Source organism: Candidatus Pelagadaptatus aseana, from assembly GCF_040362265.1.
Lineage (GTDB): Bacteria > Pseudomonadota > Gammaproteobacteria > Pseudomonadales > Cellvibrionaceae > Pelagadaptatus > Pelagadaptatus aseana.
Genome location: NZ_BAABNJ010000001.1, coordinates 65,425 through 81,823, shown reverse-complemented (window position 1 = coordinate 81,823; position 16,399 = coordinate 65,425). Strand labels below are relative to the sequence as shown.

Annotated in this window: 17 protein-coding genes; 4 read left to right on the top strand and 13 right to left on the bottom strand. The window is 54.3% G+C overall.

The genetic code is table 11. From position 1 onward, the window contains the following. Nucleotides 1–91: 91 nt before the first annotated feature. Both ACPXV9_RS00390 and ACPXV9_RS00385 read left to right on the top strand, forming a co-directional pair. Nucleotides 92–946 carry a substrate-binding periplasmic protein gene (locus tag ACPXV9_RS00390; RefSeq protein WP_423893687.1) on the top strand — a complete coding sequence of 285 codons (855 nt, stop codon included), beginning with the start codon at nucleotides 92–94 and terminating at the stop codon, nucleotides 944–946. A gap of 123 nt (nucleotides 947–1,069) precedes the next feature. Then, the gene (locus tag ACPXV9_RS00385) at nucleotides 1,070–1,927 is read left to right on the top strand and encodes a substrate-binding periplasmic protein (RefSeq protein ID WP_423893686.1); all 858 of its coding nucleotides are present in this window, start codon (nucleotides 1,070–1,072) and stop codon (nucleotides 1,925–1,927) included. 28 nt (nucleotides 1,928–1,955) lie between these two features. Here the strand turns inward: ACPXV9_RS00385 and ACPXV9_RS00380 are convergent, their stop codons facing one another. The 3 genes from ACPXV9_RS00380 to ACPXV9_RS00370 all read right to left on the bottom strand — a co-directional run bounded on the left by ACPXV9_RS00380 (nucleotide 1,956) and on the right by ACPXV9_RS00370 (nucleotide 4,374). Continuing rightward, entirely contained in the window at nucleotides 1,956–2,495 is a 540-nt protein-coding gene (locus ACPXV9_RS00380) for a type II secretion system protein (RefSeq protein ID WP_423893685.1), read from the bottom strand. 111 nt (nucleotides 2,496–2,606) lie between these two features. Beyond that, nucleotides 2,607–2,942: a hypothetical protein gene (locus ACPXV9_RS00375; protein WP_423893684.1), complete on the bottom strand. Its 336-nt coding sequence runs from the start codon at nucleotides 2,940–2,942 to the stop codon at nucleotides 2,607–2,609. 31 nt (nucleotides 2,943–2,973) lie between these two features. Beyond that, on the bottom strand, nucleotides 2,974–4,374 hold the full coding sequence (locus ACPXV9_RS00370; RefSeq protein WP_423893683.1) for an MBL fold metallo-hydrolase RNA specificity domain-containing protein: 1,401 nt from the start codon (nucleotides 4,372–4,374) through the stop codon (nucleotides 2,974–2,976). Nucleotides 4,375–4,508: 134 nt separating this feature from the next. Here ACPXV9_RS00370 and ACPXV9_RS00365 point away from each other — a divergent pair, with 134 nt between their 5' ends. After that, the gene (locus ACPXV9_RS00365) at nucleotides 4,509–5,237 is read left to right on the top strand and encodes an ABC transporter permease (protein WP_423893682.1); all 729 of its coding nucleotides are present in this window, start codon (nucleotides 4,509–4,511) and stop codon (nucleotides 5,235–5,237) included. A 212-nt stretch (nucleotides 5,238–5,449) separates the two neighbouring features. On the opposite strand, the gene ACPXV9_RS00360 is transcribed toward ACPXV9_RS00365, so the two are convergent. The 3 genes from ACPXV9_RS00360 to ACPXV9_RS00350 all read right to left on the bottom strand — a co-directional run bounded on the left by ACPXV9_RS00360 (nucleotide 5,450) and on the right by ACPXV9_RS00350 (nucleotide 10,704). Beyond that, nucleotides 5,450–7,468: a HAMP domain-containing methyl-accepting chemotaxis protein gene (locus ACPXV9_RS00360; RefSeq protein WP_423893681.1), complete on the bottom strand. Its 2,019-nt coding sequence runs from the start codon at nucleotides 7,466–7,468 to the stop codon at nucleotides 5,450–5,452. Nucleotides 7,469–7,699: 231 nt separating this feature from the next. Beyond that, nucleotides 7,700–9,193, bottom strand: a complete 1,494-nt coding sequence (locus ACPXV9_RS00355; protein ID WP_423893680.1) for a CoA-acylating methylmalonate-semialdehyde dehydrogenase — start codon at nucleotides 9,191–9,193, stop codon at nucleotides 7,700–7,702. A gap of 173 nt (nucleotides 9,194–9,366) precedes the next feature. Further along, nucleotides 9,367–10,704 (bottom strand): aspartate aminotransferase family protein, encoded by a 1,338-nt coding sequence (locus ACPXV9_RS00350; RefSeq protein WP_423893679.1) that lies wholly within the window; start codon nucleotides 10,702–10,704, stop codon nucleotides 9,367–9,369. Between the two features lie 187 nt (nucleotides 10,705–10,891). Here ACPXV9_RS00350 and ACPXV9_RS00345 point away from each other — a divergent pair, with 187 nt between their 5' ends. Beyond that, entirely contained in the window at nucleotides 10,892–11,824 is a 933-nt protein-coding gene (locus ACPXV9_RS00345) for a LysR family transcriptional regulator (RefSeq protein WP_423893678.1), read from the top strand. Nucleotides 11,825–11,859: 35 nt separating this feature from the next. Here the strand turns inward: ACPXV9_RS00345 and ACPXV9_RS00340 are convergent, their stop codons facing one another. The 7 genes from ACPXV9_RS00340 to ACPXV9_RS00310 form a co-directional block, all read right to left on the bottom strand. After that, nucleotides 11,860–12,474: a pilin gene (locus tag ACPXV9_RS00340; RefSeq protein WP_423893677.1), complete on the bottom strand. Its 615-nt coding sequence runs from the start codon at nucleotides 12,472–12,474 to the stop codon at nucleotides 11,860–11,862. Between the two features lie 57 nt (nucleotides 12,475–12,531). Further along, entirely contained in the window at nucleotides 12,532–12,966 is a 435-nt protein-coding gene (locus tag ACPXV9_RS00335; RefSeq protein WP_423893676.1) for an FAD-binding oxidoreductase, read from the bottom strand. Nucleotides 12,967–13,006: 40 nt separating this feature from the next. Next, the gene (locus ACPXV9_RS00330; RefSeq protein WP_423893675.1) at nucleotides 13,007–13,411 is read right to left on the bottom strand and encodes an MAPEG family protein; all 405 of its coding nucleotides are present in this window, start codon (nucleotides 13,409–13,411) and stop codon (nucleotides 13,007–13,009) included. A gap of 34 nt (nucleotides 13,412–13,445) precedes the next feature. Beyond that, the gene (locus ACPXV9_RS00325; protein ID WP_423893674.1) at nucleotides 13,446–13,835 is read right to left on the bottom strand and encodes a DUF4345 domain-containing protein; all 390 of its coding nucleotides are present in this window, start codon (nucleotides 13,833–13,835) and stop codon (nucleotides 13,446–13,448) included. A 112-nt stretch (nucleotides 13,836–13,947) separates the two neighbouring features. Beyond that, complete coding sequence (locus ACPXV9_RS00320) at nucleotides 13,948–14,433, bottom strand: hypothetical protein (protein ID WP_423893673.1); 486 nt, start codon at nucleotides 14,431–14,433, stop codon at nucleotides 13,948–13,950. A gap of 87 nt (nucleotides 14,434–14,520) precedes the next feature. Continuing rightward, nucleotides 14,521–14,742 (bottom strand): CPXCG motif-containing cysteine-rich protein, encoded by a 222-nt coding sequence (locus ACPXV9_RS00315; protein ID WP_423893672.1) that lies wholly within the window; start codon nucleotides 14,740–14,742, stop codon nucleotides 14,521–14,523. Between the two features lie 137 nt (nucleotides 14,743–14,879). After that, nucleotides 14,880–16,352, bottom strand: a complete 1,473-nt coding sequence (locus ACPXV9_RS00310; RefSeq protein WP_423893671.1) for a cryptochrome/photolyase family protein — start codon at nucleotides 16,350–16,352, stop codon at nucleotides 14,880–14,882. Nucleotides 16,353–16,399 lie beyond the last annotated feature (47 nt).

Below are 16,399 nucleotides of genomic sequence, written 5' to 3'. Positions count from 1 at the left end.
CGCAACCGCAGGGTCTTAACCAGTGCTATGCTTTTACCGTTGCCTGAAGGGTTCAGGCGAATCATGTGGGGAAAGTTTCTTGGTTAAAGTGATGGCTTGGCTGGTTGTGTGGTTGCTGTGCGCGCCCGGGGCGTTGGCCTCGCAATCAAGCCCTGCATCCGACACCGTCGATCTAGGGGACTTGTCGAGCGTCAGTCTGGCGACCTTTAATTACTATCCGTATCAGCATCACGGTGAAGGTATGATGATCGAGCTGTATCGCGAGGCTCTGGCGATGCAGAATATCCGCCTTGATGTTCATATCTACCCGATTCTGCGGGGTGTCGCAGAAATGCTCGAGCACAAGGTCGATGCCTTTTCCCCCGGCCTGTTTTTTATTGATGACGCTCTGGCTCAGGGGCAGGTGACGGTTGTTCCCACTTTTCGCATTCAGTACGGCTGGTTTTACAAAGGCGATAACGATCCCAGAGGCAGGCAGGATTTAACGGGGACCATTCTGGTGACGCCGACCCCGGTAAAATCGGTGGCGCCCTACGATCAGTTTTTTCATGAACGCGGTGCCAAAATCGAGACCATTGAGAGCCCTGATCGGTTACTGAGAATGGTTGCCAGTGAACGCGCCACCTTTGCGTCAGCGCCTTTGTTGCCCGGCTGGCTGATGCTGAAAAAATTCAGGCCACAGCAATTGGATCAGTTCGGTTTTGCCGCCTATGGCCCGCTGATGTGCACGCTGGCGTTTTCCACCTCGAATCCGCGAACCACTTACCTGAAGGCACAATTTGAACAGGGTTTGCAGGTCATTATTGCCAATGGCTCCTACCTGCAAATACTGGAGCGCTATTGGGGAAAGGGCAATGTCCCTCAGGAGGTGCTACCGGAAAGCATCCGGTATCAGGGCTCCCGACATTTTGACGTGCGGCGGTTGCCTCAACATCCGGAGAATTGATCCAGCGTTATTTACGGTTTTGCGCAGAGTTGTGGTCTTACGCAGAGTTGTAGCTTTGCTGCTAAAGTTAAATGCGTAACCGGATGTTTTGTCCAAATTTCTGGCAGTTAACTGGAGGCGGTATTGCTGGCACTGTTGCGCGTAATTCTTCTGGTCGCTCTGGCGCAGTCTGCTGATGCAGCGCCACTGTCCGCGGCCGATGATCCCCGCTTGGGCGATCTGTCGGTGATTAGTATTGCTACCCATAATTATTATCCCTACTACGTTAACGGTGAGGGGATGATGTCTGAGATTTACCTTGAGGCGTTTGAGCATCAGGGTATCAGTGTGGAGGTCAAAGAGTACTCGGTGGCGCGAGGCATCACGGAGATGATGTTGCACAACGTCGATGCCTTTTCCCCCGGGCTCCTGTTTATTCAGGATCAGCAGATGCAAGAGCTGGTGGTGTCGGTACCCACCTTTAAAATCTTCTATGGCTGGGTGTATAGGGGGGAAAATCACCCGGATACCATGACCGATTTTGCAGGGACTACCCTGGTGACCCCCGCGCCGATTCAATCGCCAACGCCCTACGACAGAGTCATTCTTGAGAAGGGGGTAAAGCAGGTTATGATCGACAATCCGGACCGGCAAATCCAGATGGTGATGAGCGGTCGCGCGACCTTTGCGTCTTCTTCCCTGTTGACTGCCTGGATCAAACTACGTGAACTGGCCTCAGGTGCTATTGATGATTATGGCTTTCTGCGTTTTGCCCCGCTCGATTGTACCCTGACATTTTCCAAGACCAATCCCCGCACCGCATACCTGAAGGCCGAGTTTGAAAAGGGCTTTAATAAAGTGGTCGAAGACGGGACCTACCTGAAAATTCTGCAGCGGTTTTGGGGCGAGGGTAATGTGCCCTGGCAGGTGCTTCCCGAGTCGATCAAACACCTGGGTACCTTGCACTTCGACCCGGAAAAAATCCCACTGCCAAGCCAGTGATCCGGTTCTGTCGTCCTGTTTCCAATATTCAGCAGCCCGAAGTCTCGGTGATTACAGTCAGAGGATCGCCCACGCTGTAGTGGTAGTTGCCGTTATCGACATAGGTGGCATTGCGAATCAGCAGATAGCATTGCTCTGGGGATCGGGCTTTGGTGTCCAATAGTTTGACGCCGTCATAAACGCTGCTGGTCGGCACATACTCCATTGCAAACACTGAGTTATTGCCTTCGCAACCGGAGTCGCGATCAACAAAACAAATGCTGGTGTCGATGATGTTGTGCATAAAGGATTCGTCATCGAGTATCACCGGGTAGCCAAAGTGCAGCAACACCTGATGGCCGTTAACGTCGGTGGTGCTATTGAATGCATTAGCCTGCCCTTCCGCCAGCGCGCGGGCATGGATCATCTCCGAGGCACTGATGACGCTGCCGCCCAGAGATTCAATAATGGCCGCTCGCGATGAGCTGCTCAGATCGAGGTACTTCGGTAAGGCGGTTGCCGACAGCACACCGAGTATCACAATCACCGATATCAGTTCTATCAGGGTGAAGCCCTTTATATTGTTCATGCCAAACCTCGCGCAGTGGTAATAACGCTTTCTCTGGCCTAAAAAATAACAGGGCTGTCCGGTTTTGTGAGTGTGCTAGTGGCTGGGCAATGTGTTATCGAGAACTTAGGGCTACTGCGAACGGGCTTTGCGCGACAGGGCCGCCAGACCGAAGAACAGGGCGGGCGGCAGAAAAAAGCACAGCAAAAACAGCGGCCCGTTGAATTCCAGTTCTACCTGATATTGCAGTTGATGCAAGGTCGCAGGCGGTTGGGGTTGCCCCGGAATTTCAGTGGCCGGTGCATCCGGTATGGCGGCCAGAGTGATGTGCCGGCTGATAAAGGGGGTGAGAATTTCCTCTGTCATCGGGTTGTTTTCGAGGGTGTTCCAGTCCAGCAGGGTGATCAGGGCCAGGGTAATACCCCAAACAATGCTCATATTGGTCGGGGTGTTAAGAAAGGTTTTCATGGTGCCTATTTCTGGGTAGTTCGTCTGCCGCCTAGAATACTATGCTTTGCCCCTGCCGTGGTACCTCGCTGCTGATCCGGTTTTCCCAGAGTTTGTGTGACAGGGCGTCAAGCGCCTGGGGTTCACCGTGCACCAGCATCAATCTGGGGTTGTTTCGAAAGTGACCAGCCCATTCAATCAGTTCGCTTTGTCCGGCATGGGCGGAAAAACCGCCAAGGGTCTCGATGTTGGCTTTGACCACGTATTCTTCACCGAACATTCGCACCCGCTTGGCGCCATTGACCAGAATCCGTCCCAGAGTGCCGTGCGCTTGAAAGCCGATAAACACCAGAGTATTGCGCTTGTTCCAGATGCGGTGTTTGAAGTGGTGGCGTATCCGCCCTCCGGTACACATTCCACTGCCGGCAATGATGATGGCGCCCTTGCGAATTTTATTGATGGCCATGGATTCATCGGGGGTGACGGCAAACTGCAAGTTGGGCAAAAAGGTTTGCAGTGGTTGAGATTTGCCATTGAACAAGGGCTCTGTGTCGCGCTTGTCCAACAGGTTGATCCAGCGGTCATAGACTTTGGTGATCTCGATGGCCATGGGACTGTCGAGAAAAATTTGCCAGGGATCCAGTTCACCGCTCTTCAAAAGTCTGCCCAGATGAAACAGGATTTCCTGAGTGCGGCCAACCGCGAAGGATGGAATCATGACATTGCCACCATCTTCCCAGGCCTGATGCAGAATGTCGCGCAATTGCCCGAAGGTATCATCCAGAGAGCGATGATTGCGGTCACCGTAGGTGCCTTCCATCAATACCACATCGGCCTGATGCAAATGCTCGGGGTCTTTCATTAACGCCGCGCTTTTTTTTCCGAGGTCGCCGGAAAATACCAGACGCTTGGTTTTACCTTGTTCTTTCAAGGTGATATCGATAATCGATGACCCCAGAATATGGCCTGCGTCGTGAAACTCAATAGTGGCCTCAGTTCCCAGTGCCAGTTGTTCGCCGTAATCCGCCGTCTGACATTGTTTCAGTACCTGTTTGACGTCGCTCTGGCGGTACTCCGGTTGCAAGGCCTTCTGGCCACGTCGCGCCCGTCGCAAGTTTTCCCGCTCCAGATCGCGCAGATACAGGCCGGCGGAATCCTGCAGCATGATATTGAGTAAATCCTTGGAGGCGCGAGTGCAGAAAATATCCCCACGAAAGCCCTGATTGACCAGTTTGGGCAGCAGTCCGGAGTGGTCGAGGTGGGCATGGGATAAAATGACTGCATCAATCTCGGCAGGCTCAAACGCGAAACGCTCCTGTTGCATGCGCTCAATCGCATCGTGTCCCTGATGCATGCCGCAATCGAGCAGCACCTTGCCGGTCGCCGGTGAATCCAGCAGGTGGCAGGAGCCGGTTACTTTTTGTGCGGCACCGATAAAGGTAATTGTGGCCATCGGCAGTCTGTCCTTGTAAGTTGCCGTTCAGATAACAGCGAATCAATGATTGTGAAACTATAGCCAAATATGGGCGCTGTTCTATTGGTTTATATCAAGTAGTCTTGGTTTCGATATGGAGAGGGAGTAACTCAATGCCGACAATTTCCTGGTGGTCTCTGGCCTGGTGTGCCGTGCCGGTGGTGCTGGTGTGTGTCATTTACTGGCGCTGGCGCGGAGACGTGAGCGAAGTGCTGACAGCCAGTGCCCGCATGACTCTGCAGCTGATCGGTGTTGGCTACGTGCTGGTGGCGCTGTTCAACAACCCCTCCCCCTGGATATCGCTGGCGGTATTACTGTTGATGATTGTGGTGGCGTCCTGGATTTCGATTCGGCCCGTCAAAGGTCTGCACGGTTACTTCAAGCCGGCGTTGATTGCGCTGGGGGTGGCGGTCAGTGTGCACCTGCTGATTTCTTTGAAACTGGTGATGGGGGTGGAAAGCTGGTACGAACCGAGGGTGCTGATTCCTCTGGCGGGCATGTACTTTTCCAACGCCATGAACGCCATCAGTCTGGCGGCCGAGCGCTATGCCTCGGAGTTGGCCGAAGGCAAGGAGGTCCTGGAAGCCAGAATGACGGCCTTCCGGGCGGCGATGATTCCGCAGGTCAACAGTTTGCTGGCCGTTGGTGTGGTGGCGTTGCCGGGCATGATGACCGGCCAGATTTTGTCCGGTGTTTCGCCTCTGATTGCGGTGCGCTATCAAATCATGATCATGACCATGGTGCTCGGGGCCAGTGGTCTGGGAGCGGCGGTGATGTTGTGGCTGTTGAGCCGCAAGGGCAAGCCGATAACTTCGGTAAAGGAGCCTAAAGCGGCATCCTGAGGAGCCTGGCGACGAAGGATCTCTTTGGGAGGATTGTGCAGGCTCAAGAGATCCTTCACCGCTGTGCGGTTCAGGATGACGGTAGGGGGGCAGTGCGGTTCAGGATGACAGTAGGGGGCAGTGCGGTTCAGGGTGACAGTTGTAGAGGTACTGCGGGGATCAGAATGATAATGCCAGAGCCGCAGGGCGGCTCTGGATAACAGGCTTGAGTATTAAACTTTGAACTGGCTCAGCAGCTGGCTTTGGGTCTCGGCCATGCCGGCCATTTCCTGACTGGCGTCCAGAGACTCCTGAGCGCCTTCGGCGGTAGAGCTGGCAAGGCTGGAGATGTTGCTCACCATTTCGCTCTGTTCGCGAGCGGTCTGGCTCTGCTCTTCCGTGGCACTGGCGATCTGAGTGCTCATGTCCTTGATGACGTCCACAGAGCGGGCGATGTCCGACAGCATGCGGCCGGCTTCGGCAATCTTCTCGGCACTTTGCTGGGCATCGGTGCGGCTCTGGCTCATGGTGTCCACCGCTTCCTTGGCGCCCTGTTGCAGGCGACCAATCATTTCCTGAATTTCAGAGGTGGAGTCCTGGGTGCGACTGGCCAGAGTGCGAACCTCGTCGGCCACCACGGCAAAACCGCGACCCTGTTCACCGGCGCGAGCGGCTTCGATCGCCGCGTTCAGTGCCAGCAGGTTGGTTTGCTCGGCGATACCGCGAATCACATCCAGAATCGAACCGATGTTGTTGGTGTTTTCATTCAGGCGTTCAATCACGGTGGAGCCGTGTTCGATATTGCCCGCCAGTTCGTTGATGTCATGAATGTTGCTCTGCAGCAACTGTTCACCACTGTTGACGTCGTTGTGGGTGCTCTCCACCTGTTGCAGGGTGTTACTGACACTCTGGGCAACCTCGGCAACGGTGGCGCTCATTTCCTGAACCGATACCGCCACGCGGCTGGTTTGCTCGGTCTGGGAGTTGATGTTGTCGTAACTGCTGCGGGCGATGCCGGCGGTGCTGTCGGCCGTTTGTGCGAGCTGATCTGAGTTGGTGTTGATCTTCTCGATCATGCTGCGCAGGGTGTCGACCAGCTCCTGCATGGCCTGGCTCAGATCGCCCAGCTCGTCGTTACTCTCCACTTTGAAGGTTTGACGCAGGTCGCCAGTGGCCACCTTGGTGATGTTGTCGACAATGTGCTTCAGCGGTGCGCGAATGGACAGGGTGATCAGATAGGCAATGGCACTCAGGACCACCACTGCAATCACACTGAAGACGGTTAATAGGGTGGTGTTGGTGGAAACGGCGGCTTCGGCTTCGGCCTTGACTTCTTCGTCGGAGATTTTGTTCACCAGTGCCGAGAATTCACCGAGGGTGCTGCGCAGATCGCCGCTGACGGCGTCCATGTCGGTTTTCAGCTGGTCGGTGGCAATACGTAACTGGATTTCATTTTCCAGCAGTTTCAGCGCGCCCTGATCGCCGGTGATGGCGTCCATAAACTCGCCCTGCGCCATTTCCTTGAATTGGATAAAAATATCGTTATCGAACACGCCGGGAATACCCAGGCCGTTGAATACCCGGATTTCAATGGTTTCCATTTCATTGATGATCATATTGCGTGCCGTCTCTGTGGCATCCAGCGTTCTTTCGCTGGCGGCGTCACCAATGGCTTCGAGAAAAATATCGATGCTGTTTTGCGCGCGAATCACCAGGCCTATCATATTGCTGTCCGATTCAATCAGGGGCAGCTCTTGCAGATCGTAGGTCAGGTCAATCAGAGTATCTGAAATATCGAGTACCGCTTCCTGCTGTTGCTCAAATACTTTTTTGGCTTCCAGTGTGGCGCGATGGCTGTCAATGGTTGACTGTGCCACCTCATAAAATTGTTTGAACTGGCCCTCAATGGGCTGGGCGGCGTCGTTCAGTTTGGGGTGGTTTTGCGCAATCCCCTGAATGATCTTGGTCTGCTCGGTGCTGATCGCGCTCTGCTGCTTGAAGTCGCTCTCAATTTCTTCGGCACCTTCGAGAGAGGGCAGTCGCACAAACTGCATCACTTTTAAATCGGCGGTGAGCATGCTGCCATTGGCTTCGCTGACGGCACCAATCATTGGCATGGAACCATTAACGATATTTTGCAGGCCGTCGTTGATGCGATTAATCCCCATTAAACCGACAAACATAATGCCTAGGGACAACAGGATGGCCAGCACATAACCGGCAATGATTTTAGTTGTAATCGTAATTCGCATGTTGATCTCTCGAGCTTTTTATTTTTTGAGACAGTCTATCTAATAAAAAGTATAGCTACTGAACTCAGATTCATAAACGGGCACTTGACTTCACAATTATCGGCGTGACCGCTGTAATCTTTAAATTAAGTCGAGAGGAATGGCGTGGTATAACCGGGAGAGGGTTTGGAAAAGGTTAAATAAAATACATGACGATCAAATTATGATCGCCATGTATTGATGGGGGAAGTGTCAGTTGCTGGGGAAGGAGAACTGCACAGATTCACGAACGCCACTGGACGGCCAGCGTTGGGTGATGGTTTTGCGGTTGGTGTAAAAACGCACACCATCGGGGCCATAGGCGCTCAGGCAACCAAAGAGTGAACGCTTCCAGCCGCCAAAGCTGTGGTAGGCCACAGGCACAGGCAGCGGGATGTTGATGCCCACCATGCCCACCAGAATGTTGTCGGCAAAGTAGCGTGCCGCTTCACCGTCACGGGTAAAGATGCAGGTACCGTTACCGTATTCGTGATCATTGATCAGTTGCATGGCTTCTTCCATGCTGTCGACGCGCAGCACCAGCAGTACCGGACCAAAGATCTCTTCTTCGTAGCAGGTCATGCCCGGCTTGACGTTGTCGATCAGGGTGCCGCCCACATAGAAGCCATTGGGGTAACCGGCAACTTCAGGGTTGCGACCATCCACCACAATGGTAGCGCCCTGTTGTTCGGCGGAATCAATGTAACCGCTGACTTTGTTGCGATGGGCTTCGGTGATCAGTGGGCCAAAGTCGTTGCTGGCGTCAGTGTAGGCACCGACTTTCAGGTCCTGCATGGCGTTGGTCATTTTGTCCACCAGCGCATCGGCGGCGGCATCGCCCACACAAACGGCAACCGACAGGGCCATACAGCGCTCACCGGAGGAACCAAAAGCGGCACCGGTGAGAGCGGCAACGGCGTTGTCCATATCGGCATCCGGCATGACGATGGCGTGGTTCTTGGCGCCGCCCAGAGCCTGGCAGCGTTTGCCGTGGGCGCTGGCGGTGCTGTAAACATATTCTGCGATCGGTGTGGAGCCAACAAAACTGACGGCTTTGATGCGCGGGTCAGTCAGCAGAGTGTCTACTGCGACCTTGTCACCGTTAACCACATTCAGAACGCCTTTGGGCAGGCCGGCTTCTTCCAGCAGTTGGGCGATATACAGGGTGGAGGACGGATCGCGCTCGGAGGGTTTCAACACAAAGGTGTTACCGCACATGATGGCCAGTGGGTACATCCACAGTGGCACCATGGCCGGGAAGTTGAACGGAGTAATACCGGCGACCACACCCAGAGGCTGCATTTCGTTCCAGGAATCAATGCCCGGGCCAACATTTTTGCTGTGCTCGCCTTTGAGCATCTCTGGGCCATAGCAGGCGAACTCGACATTTTCGATGCCGCGGGTCAGTTCGCCCATGGCGTCGTGAGAAATCTTACCGTGCTCTTCACCAATCAGTTGGCAAATCTTTTCGGCGTTGTCTTCCAGCAGCTGCTTGAAGCGGAACATAATCTTGGCGCGCTTGGCCGGTGGCGTCTGACGCCAGGCCGGGTAAGCGGCTTCGGCCGTGGCAATGGCTTCTTCAACGGTGGCCTGAGAGGCCAGTGCCACCTGTTTGGTGACTTCGCCAGAGGCCGGGTTGTACACGTCTTGCGTGGTGGTTGCATCGGTGCGTATTTCGCCATTAATCAGGTGACCTACGATATTCATAATCTGCCTCTAGTCAGGTTGGATTGTTTTGATTCGTTATTAAAGAACAGTTGTTCTGTGGTTGATATTGGTCTTTGGTCTTTGCTCGAGTCATCGTCGGCAGCGTTAAAAAAGCCGGCCCGGACAGCGGTATCCGGACCGGCAAAGACCAACGGAGGACTGTTGATCGAGAGCTAGCTTTTGGATACCTCGGTAATGCTGTCGCCCAGAGCGTTAACCAGTGCGTCGATTTCATCACTTTCAACAATAAACGGCAGGCCCAGTTGTACGGTGTCGCCACCAAAGCGAACGTAGAAACCCTTCTCCCACATTTTAAGGCCGATCTGGTAGGGGCGCAGCAATGGATCACCGTCTTTGACTTCAATGGTCAGGCCGGCGGCCAGACCGCAGTTGCGGATGTCGGTGATCAGCGGGGTGCCTTTGAGCTGGTGGATCTTCTCTTCAAAGATCGGTGCCATGGCGGCGGAGCGTTCGATCAACTTGTCTTTTTCCAGCAGGTCGAGAGCGGCGAGGCCGGCGGCACAGGCAATCGGGTGAGCGGAGTAGGTGTAGCCGTGAGGCAGTTCTACTGCGTGATCGGCACCGCTGTTTTCCATAAAGGTGTCGTAGATCTCTTCGCTGGTGATCACCGCGCCCATGGGGATGGCACCGTTGGTCATCTGCTTGGCGATGTTGATCATATCGGGCACCACGCCAAAGGCTTCGGCACCGGTATTGGCGCCAACGCGACCAAAGGCGGTAATCACTTCATCGAAAATCAGCAGGATGTTGTGCTGGGTACAGATTTCACGCAGACGCTTGAGGTAACCCTTGGGCGGTGGCAGTACCCCGGCAGAACCGGCCATGGGCTCAACGATCACCGCCGCGATGTTAGAGGCGTCGTGCAGGGCAATCATTTCCAGCAGCTCATCGGCTTTGCTGGCGCCATCGTCGGGCAGGCCTTTCACGAATTTGTTTTCCGGCAGCATGGTGTGAGGCAGGTGGTAGGCTTCTACGGCATTGCCGTAGAGGGCGCGGTTACCGCCAATACCGCCAACGCTGATGCCACCCCAGTTAACGCCGTGGTAACCCTTGGCGCGGCCAATCAGCTTGGTTTTAGTGGCCATGCCTTTTTTGCGCCAGTAGGCGCGGGCGATTTTCAGTGAGGTCTCGGCGGATTCAGAGCCGGAACCGGTAAAGAAAACGCGGTTGATGCCCTCGGGCATAAAGTCGCCCAGGCGGTCGGCCAGCTCAAAAGCTTTGGGGTGACCGAACTGAAAGGCGGGAGAGTAATCCAGAGTCTGCATCTGCTGATTCACGGCCTCGGTAATTTCCGGGCGGCAGTGACCGGCACCACAGGTCCACAGACCGGACAGGCCATCAAAAATCTGGCGGCCATCGGCGCTGGTGAAATAGGCGCCTTTGGCGGCGGTAATGATCCGCGGGTCCTTTTTAAAGGCACGGTTGCCACTGAAGGCCATCCAGTGGGCGTCCAGTTGCTTCTGGCTCAGGCCGGCAAGTTTGTCACTCATTGAATCAGTCTCTTTTCATCGATGTTTTTGGTTTGGGTGAGGCTAATGTAGTGCTGTTTTATAGTTGTATAAATAATTAAAAATCCAAGTTTACGTGACGGTTTGTGAAACTAATGGCAGAATGCCCGCCGGATAACTAATTTCAGCCCTTTGGCGATCGTGATCGTGATTGTGATGGTGATTTTTTATGGGACGTAAACAGACAGCCCTGCTGGGACAGTTGAGTGATATTGATCTGCGCCTGTTGCGGGTGTTTCGCGCGGTGGCCGAGGCCGGTGGCTTTTCCGCTGCGGAGCTGAAGCTCAATATCGGTCGCTCCACCATCAGCCGCCACATCAAGGATCTCGAGTTGCGGCTCGGGATTACCCTGTGCCATCGAGGTCGCAGTGGCTTTGCGTTGACCGATGAGGGCCAGCAGATCTATCAGGCTACCCTGCGGTTGCTGGCGTCGATGGATCACTTCCGGGGCGAGGTGGCGGATGTGCACAAGCGCATGACCGGCCATATCACAATTGGTCTGTTTGATAAAACCGCGTCCAACCCCGATTCACGTATCCATAAGGCGATTCAGACGTTTGATGATCTGGCGCCGGAAGTGACCATGGATATCATTGTCGAGCCTCTCAACGAGCTGGAAAGCGGGGTTATGGAGGGACGCATCCAGATTGCGGTGATCCCTTCGCACCGGGAATCCAGCAGTCTGGTGTACCAGCACCTGTTCTACGAGCAGATGTACCTCTATTGCGGCGCCGAACACCCGTTGTTTCAGAAGGATTCACGCACCGTAACGGTGGAGGATGTGCGCGGTACCAAATACGCCGGGCTGGGTTACCACTCACCCAATATGGAGCTCAGCTCGGAACTGGGTTGGGAGCGCGATGCTACGGTGTTTGATCAGGAAGCGATTATTCACTGCTTGCTGTCTGGCCGCTACGTCGGCTATCTGCCGGATCACTACGCCGGCTCCTTTGAGCGCAAGGGTCTGATCCGACCCATCGCCAAGGACAAGTACCACTATCAGTGTGACTTTGTCGCCATGCATCGCATATCGCCGAAGCCATCACGGGTGGTGGAAACCTTCTGGGATTGCCTGCAAGAGGCCCATCAGGAAAACAATTGAATCCGGATAAACAAATGAGTAAGCCGCTGCTGTGATCAGTGACGATTGCGGTTATAACTGCACGAAGTAAGCAGTTGGTTGATGTTTTTGTAGTCCGGCGATTCACAGCGCCAGCTCAGGCCGAAGTCTCGCTCTTGCGGAAGCAGATAAATTTCGCCGCCGGGGATACCGGTCTCACGGGTGTAGCCAATGGCAATGATGCCGTCGTTGCGAATGTCGGTGGCGGCCACTGCGCCCTCGGCGTAATCCAGCGGCTGGCCGAGTCCAATATCCAGATTGGAGTCTGGCAGGTAGCCGTGGGTCTGGTAAAACTGGCTGATGGCCATTTTAAAGTGCGTTGCCATTTGCAGGCCCTGAGCCAGTTTGGCCGATTTTACCGCCCGATCCTGCAACTTGTTCGACTGCTCCAGCATATCCTGACGCAGGCGCATGTGCTCTTCCTCTCGGCGCAGCAAGGCTTCGCGCTGTCGATTCTGTTCTTGTAACTCCTGCATGCGCTGCTCGTGGGCCTGCTGTTCTTTTTCCCTCGCGGCCTGTTCCTGCGCCGCCAGTTGCATGCGCTTCTGTTCCTGCACTTTGCCGTAGAAATCCGCCAGCAACCCCACTGCCAGCAACAGGATGATCAGGCCCAGTAATTTGCCTTTTGACATGCATCACTCCTTGAATGTTTAAAAAATAGGCATTGAACCATCAGGCTGCTGACCTGTTTACGGATTGTTTGAGTTGCTGCGGCCCACGCCGAATTTTTCCAGCTCGGCTTGCGCGTTGTTTTTCTCTTCAGGCGTCAGTGCCCGATAGCCCCGCGGGTAGTCCCAGCCATAACCCCAGCGAAACTCGGTGGGCAGATAGGGCGAGCCGCCAATGCGGACTCCCGCCAGCATCAGGGCCGCCACGGCCGGTTCGCCAACCCCGGCGACACAGGTTTCCAGCTCTGTATCTGCCGTCAGACGTTCCTCATGGGTGCCGCCCTGCCAGTAGGCAATGTCGTGCGCGGTGCAGCACGCCAACCACAACTGGTTTTGTGCCAGAGTGCCATCGGGAAACGCACTGCAGCCATCGGTGGTAAAAGGTTTGATTGATTCCGCGGCCTGGGCTGAGGCCACGGCTATCACCAATGACAGAGCGAAGCTGATGACTTTCATAAACGGTTATTGGCGCCAGCCGGGTTGGGCAAAAGGTCGCTTAGAACCACCCAGAAAATCCCGTGATCAGAAGTGCCACTATGGCCAGCAGTGCCAGAGCAAAGGTAGTGGAGCGCAGCAGCGGCAGGTTGGCGTAATAGCAAATGGCGTAGAGCGCCCGGCTGATCACAAACCCCCAGGCCCCATAGGCGGTGACAGTGGGCGAAGCGCCACTCAGTACACAGAACAGAACCGCCAGAATAAAAATCGCAATACTTTCATTGGTGTTGGCCACCGTGCGCGTGGTTCGAAACAGCAGGTTGCTGTGGTCAGTCGGGACAGATGAGCCGGGCAGGTGCTTGGCGCGCACGCCAACCACATCGGCGACAATCAATTGGCAAAACATCAATGCCGACAGCGCGCCCAAGGCGGCAATGGTAATCGAGTAGGTTTGTGCGAGATCCATGGAGACTTCCCTGTATAAATGGTGGTTAAGCCGGTTACGCTGGCGTTGTGTTGTTGTTTTTATTCAGCAGTAAGAATGACACCAGAATCAGGGTCAGCTCAAGTCCCAGATAAATGTACATAAAAAGATTGGGGTGGCCGTCCACAACCATACCCAGAGTACGACCAGTGGCCATACCCAGCATTAACAGCAACACCGACATCAATCCCAATCGAAGGGTTTGCGGATCTCTTCCCAGCATAAACAGGATGATTCCCACCGCGATGGTCATGCCGCCATAGGTGGCCCGCACATCGGTGATCCCCGAGCTGGAAGTTACGGTGCCATCCACAACCAGGTGCAGGGTCTCCACTGGCAGGGCAATAAAAAATAATCCATACACCACAAAGATGGCGGCGGTGCCCAGTACAATCAATTTGCTCATAGTGCAGAAATCCGTAGTTAGACGTTCGAGTGATTAAAATGATCCGAGAGTATAGCCCGTGATTCGGTCGATCATCCTAAGAGTTGCTTCAGTTGCATGTCGGTGCGGAGTTTCAGATATTGTCGCGATCCAGCAATTCCCAATCATGCCAAGGTATGTCTCGCCCCGGAAACCCGATCGCTTGAAACGGCCATTCATCAGACAGCCAAGTTTTCATTGTTGAAAGTAGCTGCTCTTCTGCTTCGATGTATTCATCTGTAACCCAAAGAAATACCTCAGTATCGTATTTCTGTACCTTTGTGGGATTGATATAAACGCAACCGACGTATTCCTGCCTGTCTGGTGTGAATATCGAGTAGGCGAATGCCTCCCGATTCTCAAACTCGCGCTGGTGTCGAATCAGATCGTTTTTATTTTCAAGTAATGTCATGTCGTCGCGAGGCCACTCGGTTTGTGAAGCGAAAACAGATCTGAGTCTTTCTTTACTCGACATCACCGCTTCATAGTCTATCTCAACTAACTCCGGCCGAAGCACCTCGAGATAAAATTTCCGAGCAGAAAAAGATAAAGGCACGGTGTATGTTTTCGGTACTAGCATCTTACGTATGACTCTAATTAAATAATGGATAACACCGCGCAGCCCCGAAGGGGCGGAGTGCACTTGATCATTTTGTTATGTGTATAACTACAGCGTATCATTTTCATCTTTTACGATAACCGTTAACTCGCCGTCCATGCCCACAGAAACACTGAACGTGATGGGTCTGCAACACACTTGGCAATCTTCGATGTATTGTTGTCCAGCATCTTCGGGATCAATCAATACCTGAATGGATTCTCCACAATAAGGGCAGCCAATATTCTCTTGAGACAATTCTTTCATAGTAACTTGAGACAATTCTTTCATAATAAAAAGCCACTGTACCTTAACCGCAACAAAATGCTTGTTGGGCCTGCGAGGAGGACTGTTTCCTAGAGGTCTGTTGATTTTATTAACGAGAAAAAATAACCCGCCCAGAGACGGGTTTTATGGCGGGTTAATTTTTACAGAGCCGATACTTTTTGGGCGGCTTGATTCACTGCTACTGTTGGTTCGACGGTTTTGATGGCGGCGAAAGCATCCAGCGCGGCGGCCCGGGATTCGGCAAGATCAATCATGGGGTGTGGGTAGTCTTTGCCGAGAGTGATACCGGCCTGAGCCAGTAGGTCATCCGGTGCCTCCCATGGGCGATGCAGGTAGCGGTTGGGCAGTGCGGCCAGCTCGGGTACATACTGGCGAATGTAGTCGCCGCCGGGGTCGAACTTTTCCGATTGGGTTACGGGGTTAAAGATCCGGAAATAGGGTGCGGCATCGGTGCCGCAGCCGGCCACCCATTGCCAGCTGGCGCTGTTGCTGGCGAGATCGGCATCGAGCAGGCAATCCCAGAACCAGGCGGCCCCCGAGCGCCAGTCCTGTCTCAGGTTTTTCACCAAAAACGAGGCGGTGATCATGCGCACCCGATTGTGCATAAAACCGGTCTGCCAGAGTTCGCGCATGCCCGCATCCACCAGCGGGTAGCCGGTCATGCCCCGTTGCCACTGGCGCAATAGGGTTTCATCGTGCTGCCATGGGAAGTAATCAAATTCCGGGCGCAGGTTTTTGCCGGGCAGGTCTGGCCAGTGATACAACAGGTAATAGGAAAACTCGCGCCAGGCCAGTTCCCGAATAAAGTGTTCGCGATTGTCGTTGTCGGTATCGCTGCCGCCAACGTATTGCAGGTCCTGCAGTAATTGTCTGGGGGAGATTTCACCAAAGTGCAAGTGCGGCGACAGGCCCGACACGGATTGCTTGGCCGGGAAGTCGCGACCCTGTTGATAATTGTTGAGGCGCTCGTCAAGAAAGCTGCGCCAGCGCTTGTGTGCCCATTTCTCACCCGGCTGCCAGTGCGGTTTAAAACCCTCAGCCCAGTTTATGCTGGGCAGCAACTCCAGATCGCTGAGGGAACAGCTGTGGCTGTCCTCCAGCAGTGATGGCATAAACCGAGGTGTGGCTTTGGGCGCAGCGTGGCTCTGGACCATAAAACGCCGGTAGTAAGGGGTGAAGACTTTATAGGGGCTGCCATCGGTTTTGGTGATGGCCCAGGGCTCCTGCAGTAGCGAGGCGTTAAAGCTTTCGGCGTGGATGCCCTGTTCCAGCAACTCGGTTTTGATTTCGCGGTCGCGATCAATGCGCCAGGGTTCGTAGCAGCGGTTCCAATAGACATGGGTTACATTGTGTCGCTGGCACAGTTCCCTGAGTATGACGCTGGCATCGCCCCGGAAAAATTGCAGGGTGCCAATCAGGTCACTGTTGAGTGACTGTAAAGAGTGGTGCAACCACCAGCGGCTGGCACCACCCATGGCAACCTCGTCGGCGCTGTCATCATCAAGTACGTAGATCGGCAGCAGCTGATCGTGCTCGGCTGCTGCCAGCAGGGCGGGGTTGTCGCTGATTCGCAAATCCTGGCGAAACCAGCAGATGGCAATTTCCTGACTCATAGCGGTTATTCTGGTTTAACGTTATTAGCCAGTGCTACGCAGAATAA